Origin of the sequence: Gloeothece verrucosa PCC 7822 (assembly GCF_000147335.1) — a bacterium.
GTDB classification, from domain to species: Bacteria; Cyanobacteriota; Cyanobacteriia; order Cyanobacteriales; family Microcystaceae; genus Gloeothece; species Gloeothece verrucosa.
Window position 1 is genome coordinate 996,670 of the sequence record NC_014501.1, and the last position, 12,971, is coordinate 1,009,640.

The window sequence follows — 12,971 nt, forward strand, 5'->3', positions numbered from 1 at the left end:
TTTGATTGGAGCGTTCGCGGGGCAAGTTTGATGACGTAAAATCCCAATTAACTTATTTTTTAAAAAATCCTCAGAGTGCCATTGGTTAATCAATCAATCTCATTATTAGCGCGAATTGCTGCGGCAATTTCTTCGGGATAAGCATCAGCATAAGCCCAAGCATTGACGAGATCGGCTGCGGTGATGTGAGGATAATCCTGCAATAGTTGAGCTTCAGTAATACCAAGCTGTTGTGCTTCCACCAATAACCAAACAGCAATTCGGGTTCCGGCAATACAAGCTTCGCCACCACAAACACCCCAGGTTTTAGTAATTCCCTTTCCGCCCATGCTAAGGGTTTTGGTTAGGCTTTGAACTATCTCTGCTTTATCAGAAAGGGATAGGGAGAGAAGTTGAGCTTCAATTTCTTGACGAGTCATGCTGATGGCGGCTAATTAGATTTATTTTGATTCTAACAATCTAGTTATAAGCGATTGCTTCGTTTTACTTTTTTAATTAACAAGAGAGTGACTCTATGTCACTCACATACGGAGAACCTTCGCCCCGTATAGTTTTTACTGGCTCTCAAATCAAATTAAAAATTCCCAAAAAAAACAAATAACAAGAATTCAAGAACTTTTCTGTGATTTTGCTGTATAAGTTGCCGTTCTATTGCCAATAGGCTTTTATTGGGATAACTCACATTTGTCCCCACATCTGTCTGCGTCAGATCATGAGGGAGAGCGTCGGGGGTAGATGATGATACAACTCCCGGCGTTGTTCTTGGAGAGGAAAAAATGTTACTAAGAGGAATTAGAAAAAAAATTCATGTTCGACAACATTTGTAAGTTTTTGGCGGAAAATTTTCCTGATGATTTTGCTCAATGGTTAATCGGTTCGCCCGTCCGCCTATCTCGTTTAAGTCCGTCTGAATTGTCCAATCAACCCATTCGGGCAGATTCTTTGATTTTACTGCAATCAAATGAGTTAGTCTTACATATAGAATTCCAGACTAATCCAGATGAACGAATGGGGTTCCGTATGTTAGATTATCGGGTAAGAGTCTATCGACGTTTTCCTCGTAAAAGAATGCGTCAAGTTGTGGTTTATTTAGCTCAAACCAGTTCAGAGTTAGTCTATCAAGATCGCTTCGAGTTGGAAAATACTATTCATCGTTATGAAGTGATTCGTCTTTGGGAACAGCCACCAGAGCCTTTTTTACAATCTTTGGGGTTATTACCCTTTGCGGTGCTGTCACAGACCGATAATCCTACAATGGTATTAAGCCGCGTAGCTGAGGTTGTAAATCAAATTACTGATAAGCAAGTTCAAAGTAATTTGGCTGCGGCTTCGGGAATTTTGGCAGGATTGGTTTTAGATAAATCTTTGATTAAGCGTTTTTTCAGGAGCGATATTATGAAAGAATCAGTCATTTATCAGGAAATTTATCAAGAAGCTGAAGAAAAAGGCATTTTAAAAGGCAAGATAGAAGGAAAAATCGAAGGTAAGCAAGAAAAAGCTGAAGAAGTTGCGCTTAATTTACTCAGAATGGGTTTAAATTTAGAGCAAATTGTTCAAGCAACAGAATTAACTCTTGAACAAGTACAAAGTTTACAAAGGCAATTAGATTAAAAATTCAAACCTTATTTAGGGACTTGCGTTTTGTTAATTACATCAGTCGGGAACTCGCATTCTCCCCCAGTCAAGTTGCGGCTACAACTTCCGAGAAAATGAGTATCTGGCTGGTATTTTATATCTACGCAAGTCTCTTAATCAATTAATAAGGCAATTTTCTTTATATATAGACAATTAAAAATTTTACTCCACTCCGTCCAGCTTTGCTCCTGCCCTTTAGAATAAGCTCCTCCCCGAAGATGAGCATTAAATACAAGCCGGTTGAGATGAAGTAAGTGACCAGATGTCACGCACCATTAGTAAAACTCTTACTCCGTATAATTTTTACCCTGTTTAGACGATTGTTATCTAATAGTAAACTTTCAAAAACTTAAATATTACCGAAAAAACAAATAACAAGAATTCAAGAATTTTTCTTTGATTTTGCGGTTTTAATTGCCGTTCTATCTCTAATCCGCTTTCATTGGGATAACTCGCATTTGTCATCCCATTCAACTCGGATAACAAGGAGGAATTGACCTTGCATGAACTCACTGATAGAACAAGCAATTTTAAGCAAAAAGGAGGGACAATACTTACTCAAAATTGTTCATCAAACCCAGTGGTATAGCTACCTGAAAACCATCGGTTTAAATCCTGATGAACCAATTAGCCTCAGTTGGGAAAATGTTGAAGACCTCCTCGCTCTCCAACTGTTTCTTAAGGCTAGTCATGGCAAAAACCCACATAACAAAGCGCAATTTTCCCAACTTTACCAAAAAGGGAGAACAGCCGTTTTAAAAACCCTTTGCCGTCTAGAAATTCCTTTGAAGTTGGAGAAAAAGAAACTCATCCGACGCTATCGAACCCAAATTTTACCTAATAGAACTATCAGGATATAAGGTTTAACTTTTCTCCTGAATGGATCACTAAAAGTCCAAATTTTCTTACTCACCCATGCTATTTCATCCCATTATTTATGATCATTTCACCACCTCCAGTCAAAAAGCCAAAAACTTCTCTTATCCAAAAACTCAAAGTGGTTACTCTACCCCTTGGATTAATCGGTTTTGGCATTTTAAATGGCGCAGCCGGCAATCGGGTTCTGGTAATAGTCGGGGTCGTATCCGGCTCGGTTGCGTTCGTACAACCGTATCTTGAGGGCAAACGAGCAAACCGAAAAGTAAAAAGAGCATTCCTTTTAATACTGGGAACATTGGTTTTTGCTTTGCTCAATCTCATAGCCAGACCCGCCCAGGCGCAATTTTTCCAGAATGCCGAGGAATTCTTCAACACGACCTTTACCTCATCGGGTGCAGCTATACCCCTAGTCTTCAACACCCTACGGGCACTCTATATCGTTTATCTAGCGGTTGCCTTCATTGGTGTGTTCAACTCCGTGCGACAAGACGAAGACTGGGTAGCCGCCGCACGGACTCCTATCTTGGTTGTTATTACTGTTACCTTAGCTGACATTCTGACCGGACTGATTACTGGCTAAGAGACGGTATCGGAGTCATTATTCAGGATTAAAAAGGCAAAAAAATGATTAATTCTATTTTTTTCCTCTTCCCTGAATTTTGACTCTTTCCTATTTCTAAATTGCTCATCAAACCATGTCTGAACCGAACTCATTCCGCCGCATCAATCAAGCCCTCGGCAAACAACCCAAAATCGGCCCCTTTCCTGCCGGGCAAGTTTTTCCTTTAGCTTTTATCTTATTTATCTCATGGTCAATCAAAGAAATCTTTCATCTTTCTTGGATAAATACCGCTCTTTTTGGCGTTTGGCTGATGGGAACCAGTTGGATTCTCACAGGCACTCGCGCTTGGCGGTTCTTCTCTAAATTCGTCGTCACGCCTTATTTCGTGAGGGTAGCAGTTCGCTACGAATCGGTTTTAGCCAGACAAGAACAATTAGCTAAATCAAGAAGAATCAAAAAATGAAGCCAAAAATCCCTAAAATATCCATCAAAGAGGGGTCACGAACATTTACCATGACTCCCATTGAGAACCATCTGCACCTCCAAGCAATGGTTAGCATTCGTCTCAGAAATCGGCATTTGGGAGCTTATCTACTCAAAAAGAATAAATCAGCCCCCTGGCAACTGGTTTTCGGTTTTTCTTGCGAGGGCATCCATAGTTTTCTGTCTGCCGAAGAAATTGAGGGCGTTTTTGACCAAGTAGAAGCCGGTTTGAAAGATTTTCCGCAGTCTGAGTCAGTAACCTTTCATTTAGGAGCATTTAAAACTGATAGAGATCGTCAATCGAGTCTTGCCTCTCTCATTAAACGTGCCCCTACCGATGAGGTTAAATTCCTGCTGACCGGAGAACGTCAGCGTGTCCAAGAATTAGCCGCGTCAGGGCTGCGAGAACCGAAAGTGCTAAAAGTTTACGTTACCTATACCTTCGGCTCATCCGAGCAAGAATACTCAGACTGGACAGAACGCGCCCTCGGTAAACTCGAAGAATCTCTCGGATGGATGCGAGGAGAAGGAGCAGCAACACAAGCTATACGTCTTGAACAAATGCTCGGTGCGGGGTTCAATAACGGTTATTTAGTTTGGGAACAACTGTTTATCAACAAACTGAAGCTAAAAATTGCCCCCATGACGGAAACTGAGTTATGGGAAACGTTATGGTATCGTCTGAACTCTCGCACTGCACCCATCGAAATTCCTCAACTTCTTATTTTCGATGAGGACGGTATTCGTGAGGAAATTAACTCAGAAGTTCATAGCGCTACACTGCTATTTGCTGACTCCGTACCGAAAGCTGATCGTAAATGGATCAAATGTGGCAATAAATATACCAGCGTTTTAACCTTTTGGGACAAACCTGCGGGATGGAAAGATAAAAGGCAGCAATTACATTACCTTTGGGATGTCATTGCCAGAGATTTAGTGACGGATACCGAAATTTTCTGCCAAATCACTCCAGCCAACCCGACATTAGTTAGAACCACCGTTCAACGCCTGATTAAACAATCGACCTCCGCCACCGTCAGAGCTAACGAGCGGCAAAATGTTGATGTAGCCGCCAGCATCAACGCCAAGCGTTCCGTTGAAGCACAAGAGAGCTTGTATGAGGGAGCAGTCCCTTTTCATACGGGTATAACCTTTCTCGTTCACCGAAATACCTTAGAAGAACTTGATGATGCAAATCGTTCCTTAGAAAACTTCTTTTTACGCCCGGCTTGGGTAGTACGAGAAACCGAAGTGGCTTGGAAAATTTGGTTACAAACCCTGCCCATCGTGCAAGAGAAATTACTTTCTTTCCGATACGGAAATCGAAGATTGGTCTATCTCAGTAAAGAATTACCTGGGTTAATTCCCATAGTAACCACTCTCAGCCCCGATAAAGATGGTTTGGAATTAATCGGCGAAGATGGCGGTACACCAGTTTATATCAACCTTTTCCGTTCAGAAGGCAAACACTTGGGCGTATTTGGTACAACCCGCTCAGGTAAATCCGTCCTAGTCTCTGGCATCCTCACTCATGCTTTAGCCCGTAACGTTCCTGTGGTAGCTCTCGACTATCCCAAACCAGACGGGACAAGCACTTTTACCGATTACACCGAATTTGTCAGTCCTTTAGGAGCCTACTTCGATGTTGGGGCAGAATCGATCAACCTGTTTGAACGTCCCGACCTTTCCGCATTGCCTCCTGATGAACAGGCGCGACGCTTTGAGGATTATAAAGACTTCCTTTCGGGTTGTCTCGTCGCAATGGTCGTAGGAGTTAACACAGAAGAAACGCTTAAAACCACTATCCGCACCGTTCTCTACTGCATCCTCAACCGCTTTTTTGCTGATGATATTATCTTAGAACGCTATCAGAAAGCGGAAGCAGAAGGGTTAGGCACACAAGCGTGGCAAGAAATTCCTACCCTGCGAGATTACCTACAATTTTGTACTTTAGAGGAAATCAGCAACCTTTTACAACTTGAAGAGGGAATTAACTGGAATTTAGTCCCCAAAGCTTTAGAGCAAATTCGTCTGAGGCTGATTTATTGGGCAAACAGTCGCGTCGGCAAAGCAATTTCGTCTCCTTCCACTGTTCCGACAGATTCAATGTTGCTGGTATTTGCCCTACGGCAAGTCTCCCAGAGCGAAGATGCGGCTATCCTCTCTTTGGTTGCCTACGCTGCGGCATTACGTCGGGCAATGGCCTCCCCGATGAGCATCTTCTTTATAGACGAGTCTCCTATTCTCTTCCAATTTCCTGAAATTGCCCAACTGGTAGCCATGCTCTGCGCTAACGGTGCAAAAGCGGGTATTCGTGTCATCATTACCGCACAAGACCCCAATACGATCGCTTTGTCCGGCAAAGTGGGGGCGCAAATTCTCCAGAACTTAAGCGTTCGTTTGATTGGACGGATTCAACGAACAGCCACACCGAGTTTTGTACAAATCTTCGGTTATCCCGTCGAAATTATCGCCCAATGTGAGCGGTTTTTACCGAATAAACAGGGCGTTTTTACCGGGTGGCTACTCGACGACAGTGGAATTTATACCTTCTGCCGTTATTATCCCGCCTATGTTCAATTGGGGGTGGTGGCGAATAATCCCGATGAACAAGCCATCCGTGCCGAATACTTACTTCACTACCCCGACAAGTTTGAAGCGATCGCATTCTTCAGTCAAATTCTTTGCCGTTCCTTACGCTCAGGAGTTTCCTTAGCTGATTTGTTTGAAGGAGAAGACATAAAGCCGAAAACAGGAACAGAAACTATTAAAGAAAAAGAGAACTTGATTTTATCGGGCTTTTAACAACTTTTACACTTTATCCCCTTGAAAGCTATGAATATGATTATTCCCCACCAACAAAAACCCTTCTGGCATCGCGCTTTACCTATCGGATTGGGAGTGATTGTTTTAGGCTCTCTTAGCGCTAAACCCGTCCGTGCGGGCATTGCCGATTTTTTAGGAAATTCTGTCTTTGGGGATATTTACTCTCAACTGGTGTCATTTTTCCCCCAAATGATTGCCGTAGATCAATGGATTTCTCTACTAGAGGACAGCGTTAACGATCCCTGTCAGGCTGTTCCTATCCTATTTGCTACCCCTAGTGAACCGGGTTGGTGTACGAGTGCAACGGATATCCTCGGTGGAGATAGCATGACGGGTATTCTTCGGGATGTGACCGGCGATCTCGGTATTCCTGACCCGATGCAAGCTCGCGCCCAGATTCAAGAAAAAGTCGATGAAGCTGGCGAAACGGCTGATCCTTTTATTATCAATCCTGAACTGTATGGGATCGAACTGGGGAATTTAAGCGATCGCTCTGCTACTTCCCTCAGTGCTAAAACTGTTCTCTCAGATGAGGGACAGCAGCAAATGGAAGACGAAATCGAGCAAAGTAGTGAGATTGTTCAATCTATCCTCGACACTTCTGATGAAGCCCAATCCTACGACAGCACTCAGGATGTGGTGAAAGCTTTAACCCGAATTAACGCCCAACAATCGGTCATTACGGCGATGCAACAGGCTTCTTCCTTGAGAAGCCGCACCGATACCCAATTCACCAATCTGAATCTGGCTAATATTTCCCGTTCTCTTGACCAACAAAATCGAGATAAGCAAGCCCAATCAACGGTTGATGGCTTCCTGTTACTGAATTTGACGGCTCAATCTAATCTTTTTTAAAACTACATGAGTGATTTTTCTCTTAACAATATTCTGATTGATGGCGCAAAAGCTGCATCTGATGTTGCCACGTCCTGGGACAATACCTGGAAAAACGTTCTGGGCGATTCGGGTTCTTTAGGTGGGACTACTCTTTACGGTGTCCTCTGTTGGGTGGGAACCCTCTTTGCTGTAGGAACCCTGATTTTTCTGATCGTCGAACTCTACAAAGACTTAAACGAAGGCAAACCCGCCGTCCTCACTTCCTTGGTATGGCCGTTACTGGTGGCTTTCCTGTTAGCTAATAACGGTTACTGGTTAGCCAAAAGTACCTTGTCTCTGCGGGAAATTATCAATCAAGCTAACTCTCAAGTTATTGCTATCACAATGTCTGGAGTCAAACTTGATGAGCTTTACCGGCAGGCTAACGGCAATATCGGACTACAAGGCATTATTTCCAATAGTATGCGGGCTTGTCAATCCCTGAGCGGAGAAGCCCAAATGCAGTGTATGAGCCAAGCCGTCACGCAAGCACAAACCTTTGTTGATAATTACAAATCCCAGTTTGGCGATACAAGCTGGCTCGACAAAATTCAAGGATTTCTCGACGGGATCGGGAGCGCAATTACGGGCGGAGCGGTCGATATGGGGGTTTTTGGACTGCTTAAGCCGATTTGGATGCCGATTGTCGTTGCTGTCCTCTACTGGTTACAAATTGCTTATCAGAATTTACTCGAAGCGGCTCTACTCATTACGGCTTTACTCGGCCCGATCGCCGTTGGGGGTTCTCTGTTGCCCTACGGGCCTAGATCAATCTTCGCTTGGTTAACGGGCTTCTTTTCCGTAGGGTTCGCTCGACTCTGCTTCAACATAATCGTCGGACTAGCCTCTGTGGTAGCCACAAGTGCAGAAGGTGGCGATCCCTTCTGGTTTGCTCTGTTTGCTGGCTTGTTAGCTCCGATTTTAGCTTCTAGCTTGGCTTCGGGAGCGGGATTGACGGTCTGGACATCCATTGCTAGTGCAGTGGGAAAAACCGCCACAACCATTGGTGGATTGATGGTTTAGGAGGATAGAATCATGCAATTATTTAAACTCAAAAAAGCCGCTTCTTCTACTGAGGTGAAAATCCCTAAAGCCCAACGCCTCATTAAAAATTCTTCGAGTAATGTTCTGACTCTTTTCGTTTTAGCCACTTTGGGTTTACAAGGGCTGCTGTTTCTTCAAACCACGTTTAATACAATCTGGATTGCTAAACTAGCTCGAAAACCTTCACCAACTTTGGTGGAATTAGTAGATGGGCGTTCAGTTCAAGTTGGGGCACAAGCTTCCCTCTATCGTTCTCCTCAAGCGATTCAGTATTTCACCAGTCAGATTACCTCTATGCTCTTTAGTGCGTCAGGTACTTTGCAGGGCAATGACAAAGTTCCAACAAGCACACTCAAGCCTACCTTAGATCCCGGCGTAGAACTGAGCGGTAATAGTTTCCGAGGTAAACGCAAAGTAACGACGGCTGCCTGGGAAGCGAGTTTTGCACTCTCTGAAGATTTTCGTAGCACTTTCTTACCCCTTTTAGCCGAAATTACCCCCGTCGGGGTGTTTAGTGGCACAACTCAAACGGTTTTGGTCATCGATCATCTCTCCGAACCTGAACCGATTGAGCAGGGCAAATGGAAATTAAAGATGATTGCCAATCTTTATTTCTTCACGGGAGGCGATCGCATTGGTAAAGCCGTTCCCGTGAATAAAGATATTTACGTTAGGGCAGTTTACATCACGCCTAAACCTTTACCCGAAAGCGCGACGGAAATACAACGAGCGGTTTATAACGCCCGTACTGCGGGGCTGGAAATTTACCGTTTTGGAGACTTAGCACCTTCTTCTAATCCTGATGTTGCCCCTCCTAAAAAATGAGGTTTATAAAGATGAATAGCCAAACTCAAGAAACTTCCCCGAAAAATGCTGCCACAGAAGAACGGTTAGCCAAATTGACCGGTTTTAACTCCCCATCAGCCGGTTCTTCTGAGTCAAAAACCCCTTCTTCTACACACTCTCCTCTGCTAACCGATGAAGATTTAGAAGAACAGATTACAAGACATAGTTTCGCCTCTAGCCCCTTATCTAAGTTAGTTTTTGTCGCGGGAGTCGTCTTTTTTGTGGTTTTTGTGGCGAGTTTGTTTCTGTCACAATTCCAATCTCCAGGCGAGTCAGTATCAGCGAAAAAACCAAACGAGACGAAAGAAAGTCAACAAAGTCCCTTACTTTCTCCTGAAAATCAAGATAAAGAGAAAAGTGAACTCCTTTCCGAACTGGCCTTAAGGGAGCAGCAAGAGCGGCTTAAAGATTTAGAAGCCGAGAAAGTTAAGCAACCTCAACCCATCAAACAAGATCCACGAACCGGACAACCTCAACCAAAAACCGTTACCTTACCACAGAAACGACCTGTGCAAAGTGTTCCCATCCGTCAGACTCCCATTCGGCAAACACCTGTTCGGCCAGTTGTCTATCAACCTCGACCTCAGCCTGTTCCGGTTCGCTACGGGCAACCTGTACGCTCTATTCCGGCTGTTAGGGCAACTGTATCACCCTCTAGGAGCAATCTCGTTGATCCGAGTCAGGTTTGGACACAACTGGCTCAAGTCGGCTCTTTTGGGGGTGTTAGTAGTCAATCAAGAATTTCTAACCGCTCAATGCCCAGATACGAGCCAAAAACCGCCTCTACCCCAGTTGTTCCTAATATAAGAGCGACTGAAACTCCTGTACCCGAAAATTCGAGTAATTCTACTAATTATAATCCTTCATCTCCTGCCGTAGCTTTTGGGCAGTCAGTATCAGCCGTTTTAGACACAACTATTGCTTGGGAAAGTTCTCGCAACAGCACAACTGAAGTCGCTCCTGATGACCGTTACATCATTACTCTCGACGAACCGCTCAAAGACAAGTCCGGTAATGTTTTAATTCGGGCAGGTTCGCAACTCGTGGTCAAACTATCTGCGGGGAATAATGCCCTCGTTACCTTGATTGCCGAAAGTCTTATGGTTGATGGGGTTGAAACGAAATTGCCCCAAGGCGCTTTAAAAATCAGAGGGGTAAAAGGTCAACCCCTTATCGCCTCAAGGAAGACCTTTGGAGGAAGCAATGGAAATAGTGCCGAAGCTTTGACCGATATCCTCTCGGTTGCGGGGGATTTTGCCGATATTCCCGGTACTCGTTCCCTTTCTACCCTCTATCGGGGTATAACGGGCGGGAAAACTCGCCGTTCTGGGGTTACGGCGACAGTGTTGTACCTGAAGGCAGGGACTCCTCTAGAAGTCTTCGTAAACAAGAGTTTTAACCTCGATGTGCCCGAAAAGCCTTTAGAACTGGATTTAAGCGGATTGACATCAGTCGAAGGAGGGGCGGGAAATGATTAAAAAAGCGATAACTACGAGTCTAACCCTCGTATTACTTCAATTCACCCCATCAGTAATGGCTAACTCTGTTCTCAACTTCTCTAGCAGCCATGCAGAAGGCCGTACAGGTTCAATTCCTTCTGTTACTGTTTGGCCAGGAATGGGACTGTCTCTCAACTTTTCGGGAACCGGAGAACGTATTGTTAAAGCTTGGCTAGATGACCCATCTCGCTTAACCTTGGACTTCGATACTCCTATTTCTGTCCCACAGGAGAACGAGGGCTATAGCTCAACTACGATTATCCATCTTCGTCGCATTCATTCGTTAAAATTCGCTCATTTACCGGCTACAGCCACCACCCTTTTAACGGTTGTTACCGAATCTGGGGGAACGCGAAATATTTATTACTTCCGTGTTGGCTATGGCAGTGGTCAAGCTCGTTACGTTGCTGTCAATATTAACAGCGATCCTCGTCCTGCTCTGCAACAACGTCAACGACTAGAACAAAACACTCTTGCTAGGGCTAACCGCATTGAACAAGGTTTAAAAATCGCTCAAAGCCGCGATACATCGAAACGTAATCGACAAGTTTTTGAAAGAGTTGAAATCTTGCTGGCTCATGTGCGAGGTGGGATGTCCTGGGATGATGCTCTACGTCGCACTAATCTTGCTCCCTCTGTACTCCTTCAATTAGAAGCTTTAGTGGCCGCTTCAGATTAATACTTAAGTTTTTTGCCCCATACGAGTGAAAATAATAAACCAATGCTCAAACCGAATCTTACCCAATATGCTGCACTAATACTTGCTGGTGCTACTGCCTTCATCTCTTTTAATACCATTCTTGTAGCCAAGCCAAAAATAGCATCTGCTCAAAAGAGCGCTGGTAGTGAAATGTATGTTCCTTCCGTTGAGAGCAATGGTGCGTTTTTACCGGACTGGGAACGCATTACTTTCCGTGTGATTCCTCCTGTCTCTAGAAGCGGCTCACTTGACCTATCTGGTTCCACAGGAGTTGTCGGTTACAATCGTTTGAGGAGTTGGAAAGCCGGCGATTCCATTACCTCAATCGTTACTCTTGGGGATTTAGCCTCTTCGACTAACCTTCCTAGCCGTTCACTCTTGAGTATTTTAAATCCTGTAGGATTGTCGGGGAATTCTGTAAGTCTTGCCGATTTTGGAGTCATTAAAAAGCAAACCCTCAAAACCTTGGTTGATGCTATTCCCGACTTAGCCCATTTTTCCCTCCATGAGGTTGCGCCCCTCTATGATCTTGTAGAAACACAGTTAGGTAGTGCGAACGCAACGGACTTAAGTAATTGGGCCTTGGGAGATTTAATTAACGATGACTCACTAGCCAATTTACCTTTAGATTCTCTTAACCTGGCTAAATATAATGTCAATTCCCTTCCTGGGCTTTTAGATACACCCCTAGACCAATTTGCCGGATGGGATGAGACTTTAATCGAGGAAATACCGGGGCTGGCCGATTTGCCCTTTTCCAATTTCTTCACGGATTTGGGCACACCTGGGATATTTGCCCTGGTAGATATCGTATTTGGCGAAAAAGAAGCCCATCGCGTCAATACCGTGACCGGAAGTGATGTAGTAGGTTTTGACTATCCCTGTGACCAAAATAACTGCGCTCATATCGAACTAGCCGGCCCCGACTGGTTAGGGGCAACGTTTGTTCATGGGAAACAATGGATTTCTGGTAACTCTCAATCGGTTGCTGGTGGCAGTGGCTGTCTTGCCGGCTCTGAACCTACGGGGCGACTTCCTTTTGGTGAAGGCTTTAAAGTCGTTCTCACCGATACTGATGAAGCTTCGGGGATAGCCAAATTTTCCATTTACTTTCGCTTTTGTACTTTATGTGGCTGTAGCCCATACATAATCGGCCCCTTCCCTTGGATGTCACAGCATGAAAAAGACATCATCTTTCTTGGCGCATTTTAGTCATAAATTTCCTTAAAGAAACAATAAGAAGAACCATGATGACACTTCCACCGAATATTGCCGAAAAATTGAAATCCTATCAGGCGATCGCTCTTGCTCTAGAACCCGTTTACCATAAACCCTCATTGCCGGCAGGTTATCAACCGAAGCTCATTGAAGTTTTCTGTGACCAGAAGTTAGCTCTCCAGTGGGCAAATGGTTATATTACCCATGAAATCTCAGTGCCTTCTAGTTATACCCCTAAAACCATTGAGTGGGCAATTGACGGAGAACTGGCTTGGGTTTTAGTTGAGGGAGAAACCTTGCTCAATCGTCTGGAAAATCCGATCCAAATGCCAGATTTAGGGTTATTGAAGGGTAAAAACCGTTAAAATCATTTCCCTTTCTCGTTTGTCAAAGAAATCTACTG

At 44.2% G+C, this 12,971-nt stretch carries 13 protein-coding genes; 12 read left to right on the forward strand and 1 reads right to left on the reverse strand.

All coding sequences use genetic code 11. From position 1 onward, the window contains the following. Nucleotides 1-89: 89 nt before the first annotated feature. Nucleotides 90-419, reverse strand: coding sequence for a DUF433 domain-containing protein (locus tag CYAN7822_RS04465; protein ID WP_013321049.1), 330 nt, complete (start codon nt 417-419; stop codon nt 90-92). 388 nt (nt 420-807) lie between these two features. Between CYAN7822_RS04465 and CYAN7822_RS04470 the strand changes: the two genes are divergently transcribed. The 12 genes from CYAN7822_RS04470 (at nt 808) to CYAN7822_RS04525 (ending at nt 12,933) form a co-directional block, all read left to right on the forward strand. Continuing rightward, a complete protein-coding gene (locus CYAN7822_RS04470; RefSeq protein WP_013321050.1) occupies nt 808-1,611 on the forward strand; it encodes an Rpn family recombination-promoting nuclease/putative transposase in 804 nt (267 codons plus the stop codon). Between the two features lie 527 nt (nt 1,612-2,138). Further along, the gene (locus CYAN7822_RS04475; protein ID WP_013321051.1) at nt 2,139-2,495 is read left to right on the forward strand and encodes a hypothetical protein; all 357 of its coding nucleotides are present in this window, start codon (nt 2,139-2,141) and stop codon (nt 2,493-2,495) included. 77 nt (nt 2,496-2,572) lie between these two features. Continuing rightward, entirely contained in the window at nt 2,573-3,094 is a 522-nt protein-coding gene (locus CYAN7822_RS04480; RefSeq protein ID WP_013321052.1) for a hypothetical protein, read from the forward strand. Nucleotides 3,095-3,209: 115 nt separating this feature from the next. Continuing rightward, the gene (locus tag CYAN7822_RS04485) at nt 3,210-3,539 is read left to right on the forward strand and encodes a hypothetical protein (RefSeq protein WP_013321053.1); all 330 of its coding nucleotides are present in this window, start codon (nt 3,210-3,212) and stop codon (nt 3,537-3,539) included. Further along, nucleotides 3,536-6,364, forward strand: a complete 2,829-nt coding sequence (locus CYAN7822_RS04490) for a helicase HerA domain-containing protein (RefSeq protein WP_013321054.1) — start codon at nt 3,536-3,538, stop codon at nt 6,362-6,364. The genes CYAN7822_RS04485 and CYAN7822_RS04490 overlap by 4 nt, the downstream gene beginning before the upstream one ends. Before the next feature lie 30 nt (nt 6,365-6,394). Then, nucleotides 6,395-7,240 (forward strand): hypothetical protein, encoded by an 846-nt coding sequence (locus CYAN7822_RS04495; protein WP_013321055.1) that lies wholly within the window; start codon nt 6,395-6,397, stop codon nt 7,238-7,240. A gap of 6 nt (nt 7,241-7,246) precedes the next feature. Further along, entirely contained in the window at nt 7,247-8,284 is a 1,038-nt protein-coding gene (locus CYAN7822_RS04500; protein WP_013321056.1) for a hypothetical protein, read from the forward strand. A gap of 12 nt (nt 8,285-8,296) precedes the next feature. After that, nucleotides 8,297-9,130, forward strand: a complete 834-nt coding sequence (locus CYAN7822_RS04505; protein ID WP_013321057.1) for a hypothetical protein — start codon at nt 8,297-8,299, stop codon at nt 9,128-9,130. Between the two features lie 11 nt (nt 9,131-9,141). Further along, nucleotides 9,142-10,629, forward strand: coding sequence for a hypothetical protein (locus tag CYAN7822_RS04510; RefSeq protein ID WP_013321058.1), 1,488 nt, complete (start codon nt 9,142-9,144; stop codon nt 10,627-10,629). After that, nucleotides 10,622-11,329: a hypothetical protein gene (locus tag CYAN7822_RS04515; protein WP_013321059.1), complete on the forward strand. Its 708-nt coding sequence runs from the start codon at nt 10,622-10,624 to the stop codon at nt 11,327-11,329. Before CYAN7822_RS04510 ends, CYAN7822_RS04515 begins: the two co-directional genes overlap by 8 nt. Nucleotides 11,330-11,371: 42 nt before the next feature. Next, a complete protein-coding gene (locus CYAN7822_RS04520) occupies nt 11,372-12,562 on the forward strand; it encodes a hypothetical protein (RefSeq protein WP_013321060.1) in 1,191 nt (396 codons plus the stop codon). Between the two features lie 35 nt (nt 12,563-12,597). Continuing rightward, nucleotides 12,598-12,933 (forward strand): hypothetical protein, encoded by a 336-nt coding sequence (locus CYAN7822_RS04525; protein WP_013321061.1) that lies wholly within the window; start codon nt 12,598-12,600, stop codon nt 12,931-12,933. Nucleotides 12,934-12,971 lie beyond the last annotated feature (38 nt).

Bases quoted from the DNA above. Each gene is read 5' to 3' on its own strand.
- CYAN7822_RS04475 (WP_013321051.1), top strand. From the start codon at position 2,139: ATGAACTCACTGATAGAACAAGCAATTTTAAGCAAAAAGGAGGGACAA.
- CYAN7822_RS04505 (WP_013321057.1), top strand. From the start codon at position 8,297: ATGCAATTATTTAAACTCAAAAAAGCCGCTTCTTCTACTGAGGTGAAA.
- CYAN7822_RS04480 (WP_013321052.1), top strand. From the start codon at position 2,573: ATGATCATTTCACCACCTCCAGTCAAAAAGCCAAAAACTTCTCTTATC.
- CYAN7822_RS04465 (WP_013321049.1), bottom strand. From the start codon at position 419: ATGACTCGTCAAGAAATTGAAGCTCAACTTCTCTCCCTATCCCTTTCT.
- CYAN7822_RS04510 (WP_013321058.1), top strand. From the start codon at position 9,142: ATGAATAGCCAAACTCAAGAAACTTCCCCGAAAAATGCTGCCACAGAA.
- CYAN7822_RS04495 (WP_013321055.1), top strand. From the start codon at position 6,395: ATGAATATGATTATTCCCCACCAACAAAAACCCTTCTGGCATCGCGCT.
- CYAN7822_RS04525 (WP_013321061.1), top strand. From the start codon at position 12,598: ATGATGACACTTCCACCGAATATTGCCGAAAAATTGAAATCCTATCAG.
- CYAN7822_RS04470 (WP_013321050.1), top strand. From the start codon at position 808: ATGTTCGACAACATTTGTAAGTTTTTGGCGGAAAATTTTCCTGATGAT.
- CYAN7822_RS04515 (WP_013321059.1), top strand. From the start codon at position 10,622: ATGATTAAAAAAGCGATAACTACGAGTCTAACCCTCGTATTACTTCAA.
- CYAN7822_RS04485 (WP_013321053.1), top strand. From the start codon at position 3,210: ATGTCTGAACCGAACTCATTCCGCCGCATCAATCAAGCCCTCGGCAAA.
- CYAN7822_RS04500 (WP_013321056.1), top strand. From the start codon at position 7,247: ATGAGTGATTTTTCTCTTAACAATATTCTGATTGATGGCGCAAAAGCT.
- CYAN7822_RS04520 (WP_013321060.1), top strand. From the start codon at position 11,372: ATGCTCAAACCGAATCTTACCCAATATGCTGCACTAATACTTGCTGGT.
- CYAN7822_RS04490 (WP_013321054.1), top strand. From the start codon at position 3,536: ATGAAGCCAAAAATCCCTAAAATATCCATCAAAGAGGGGTCACGAACA.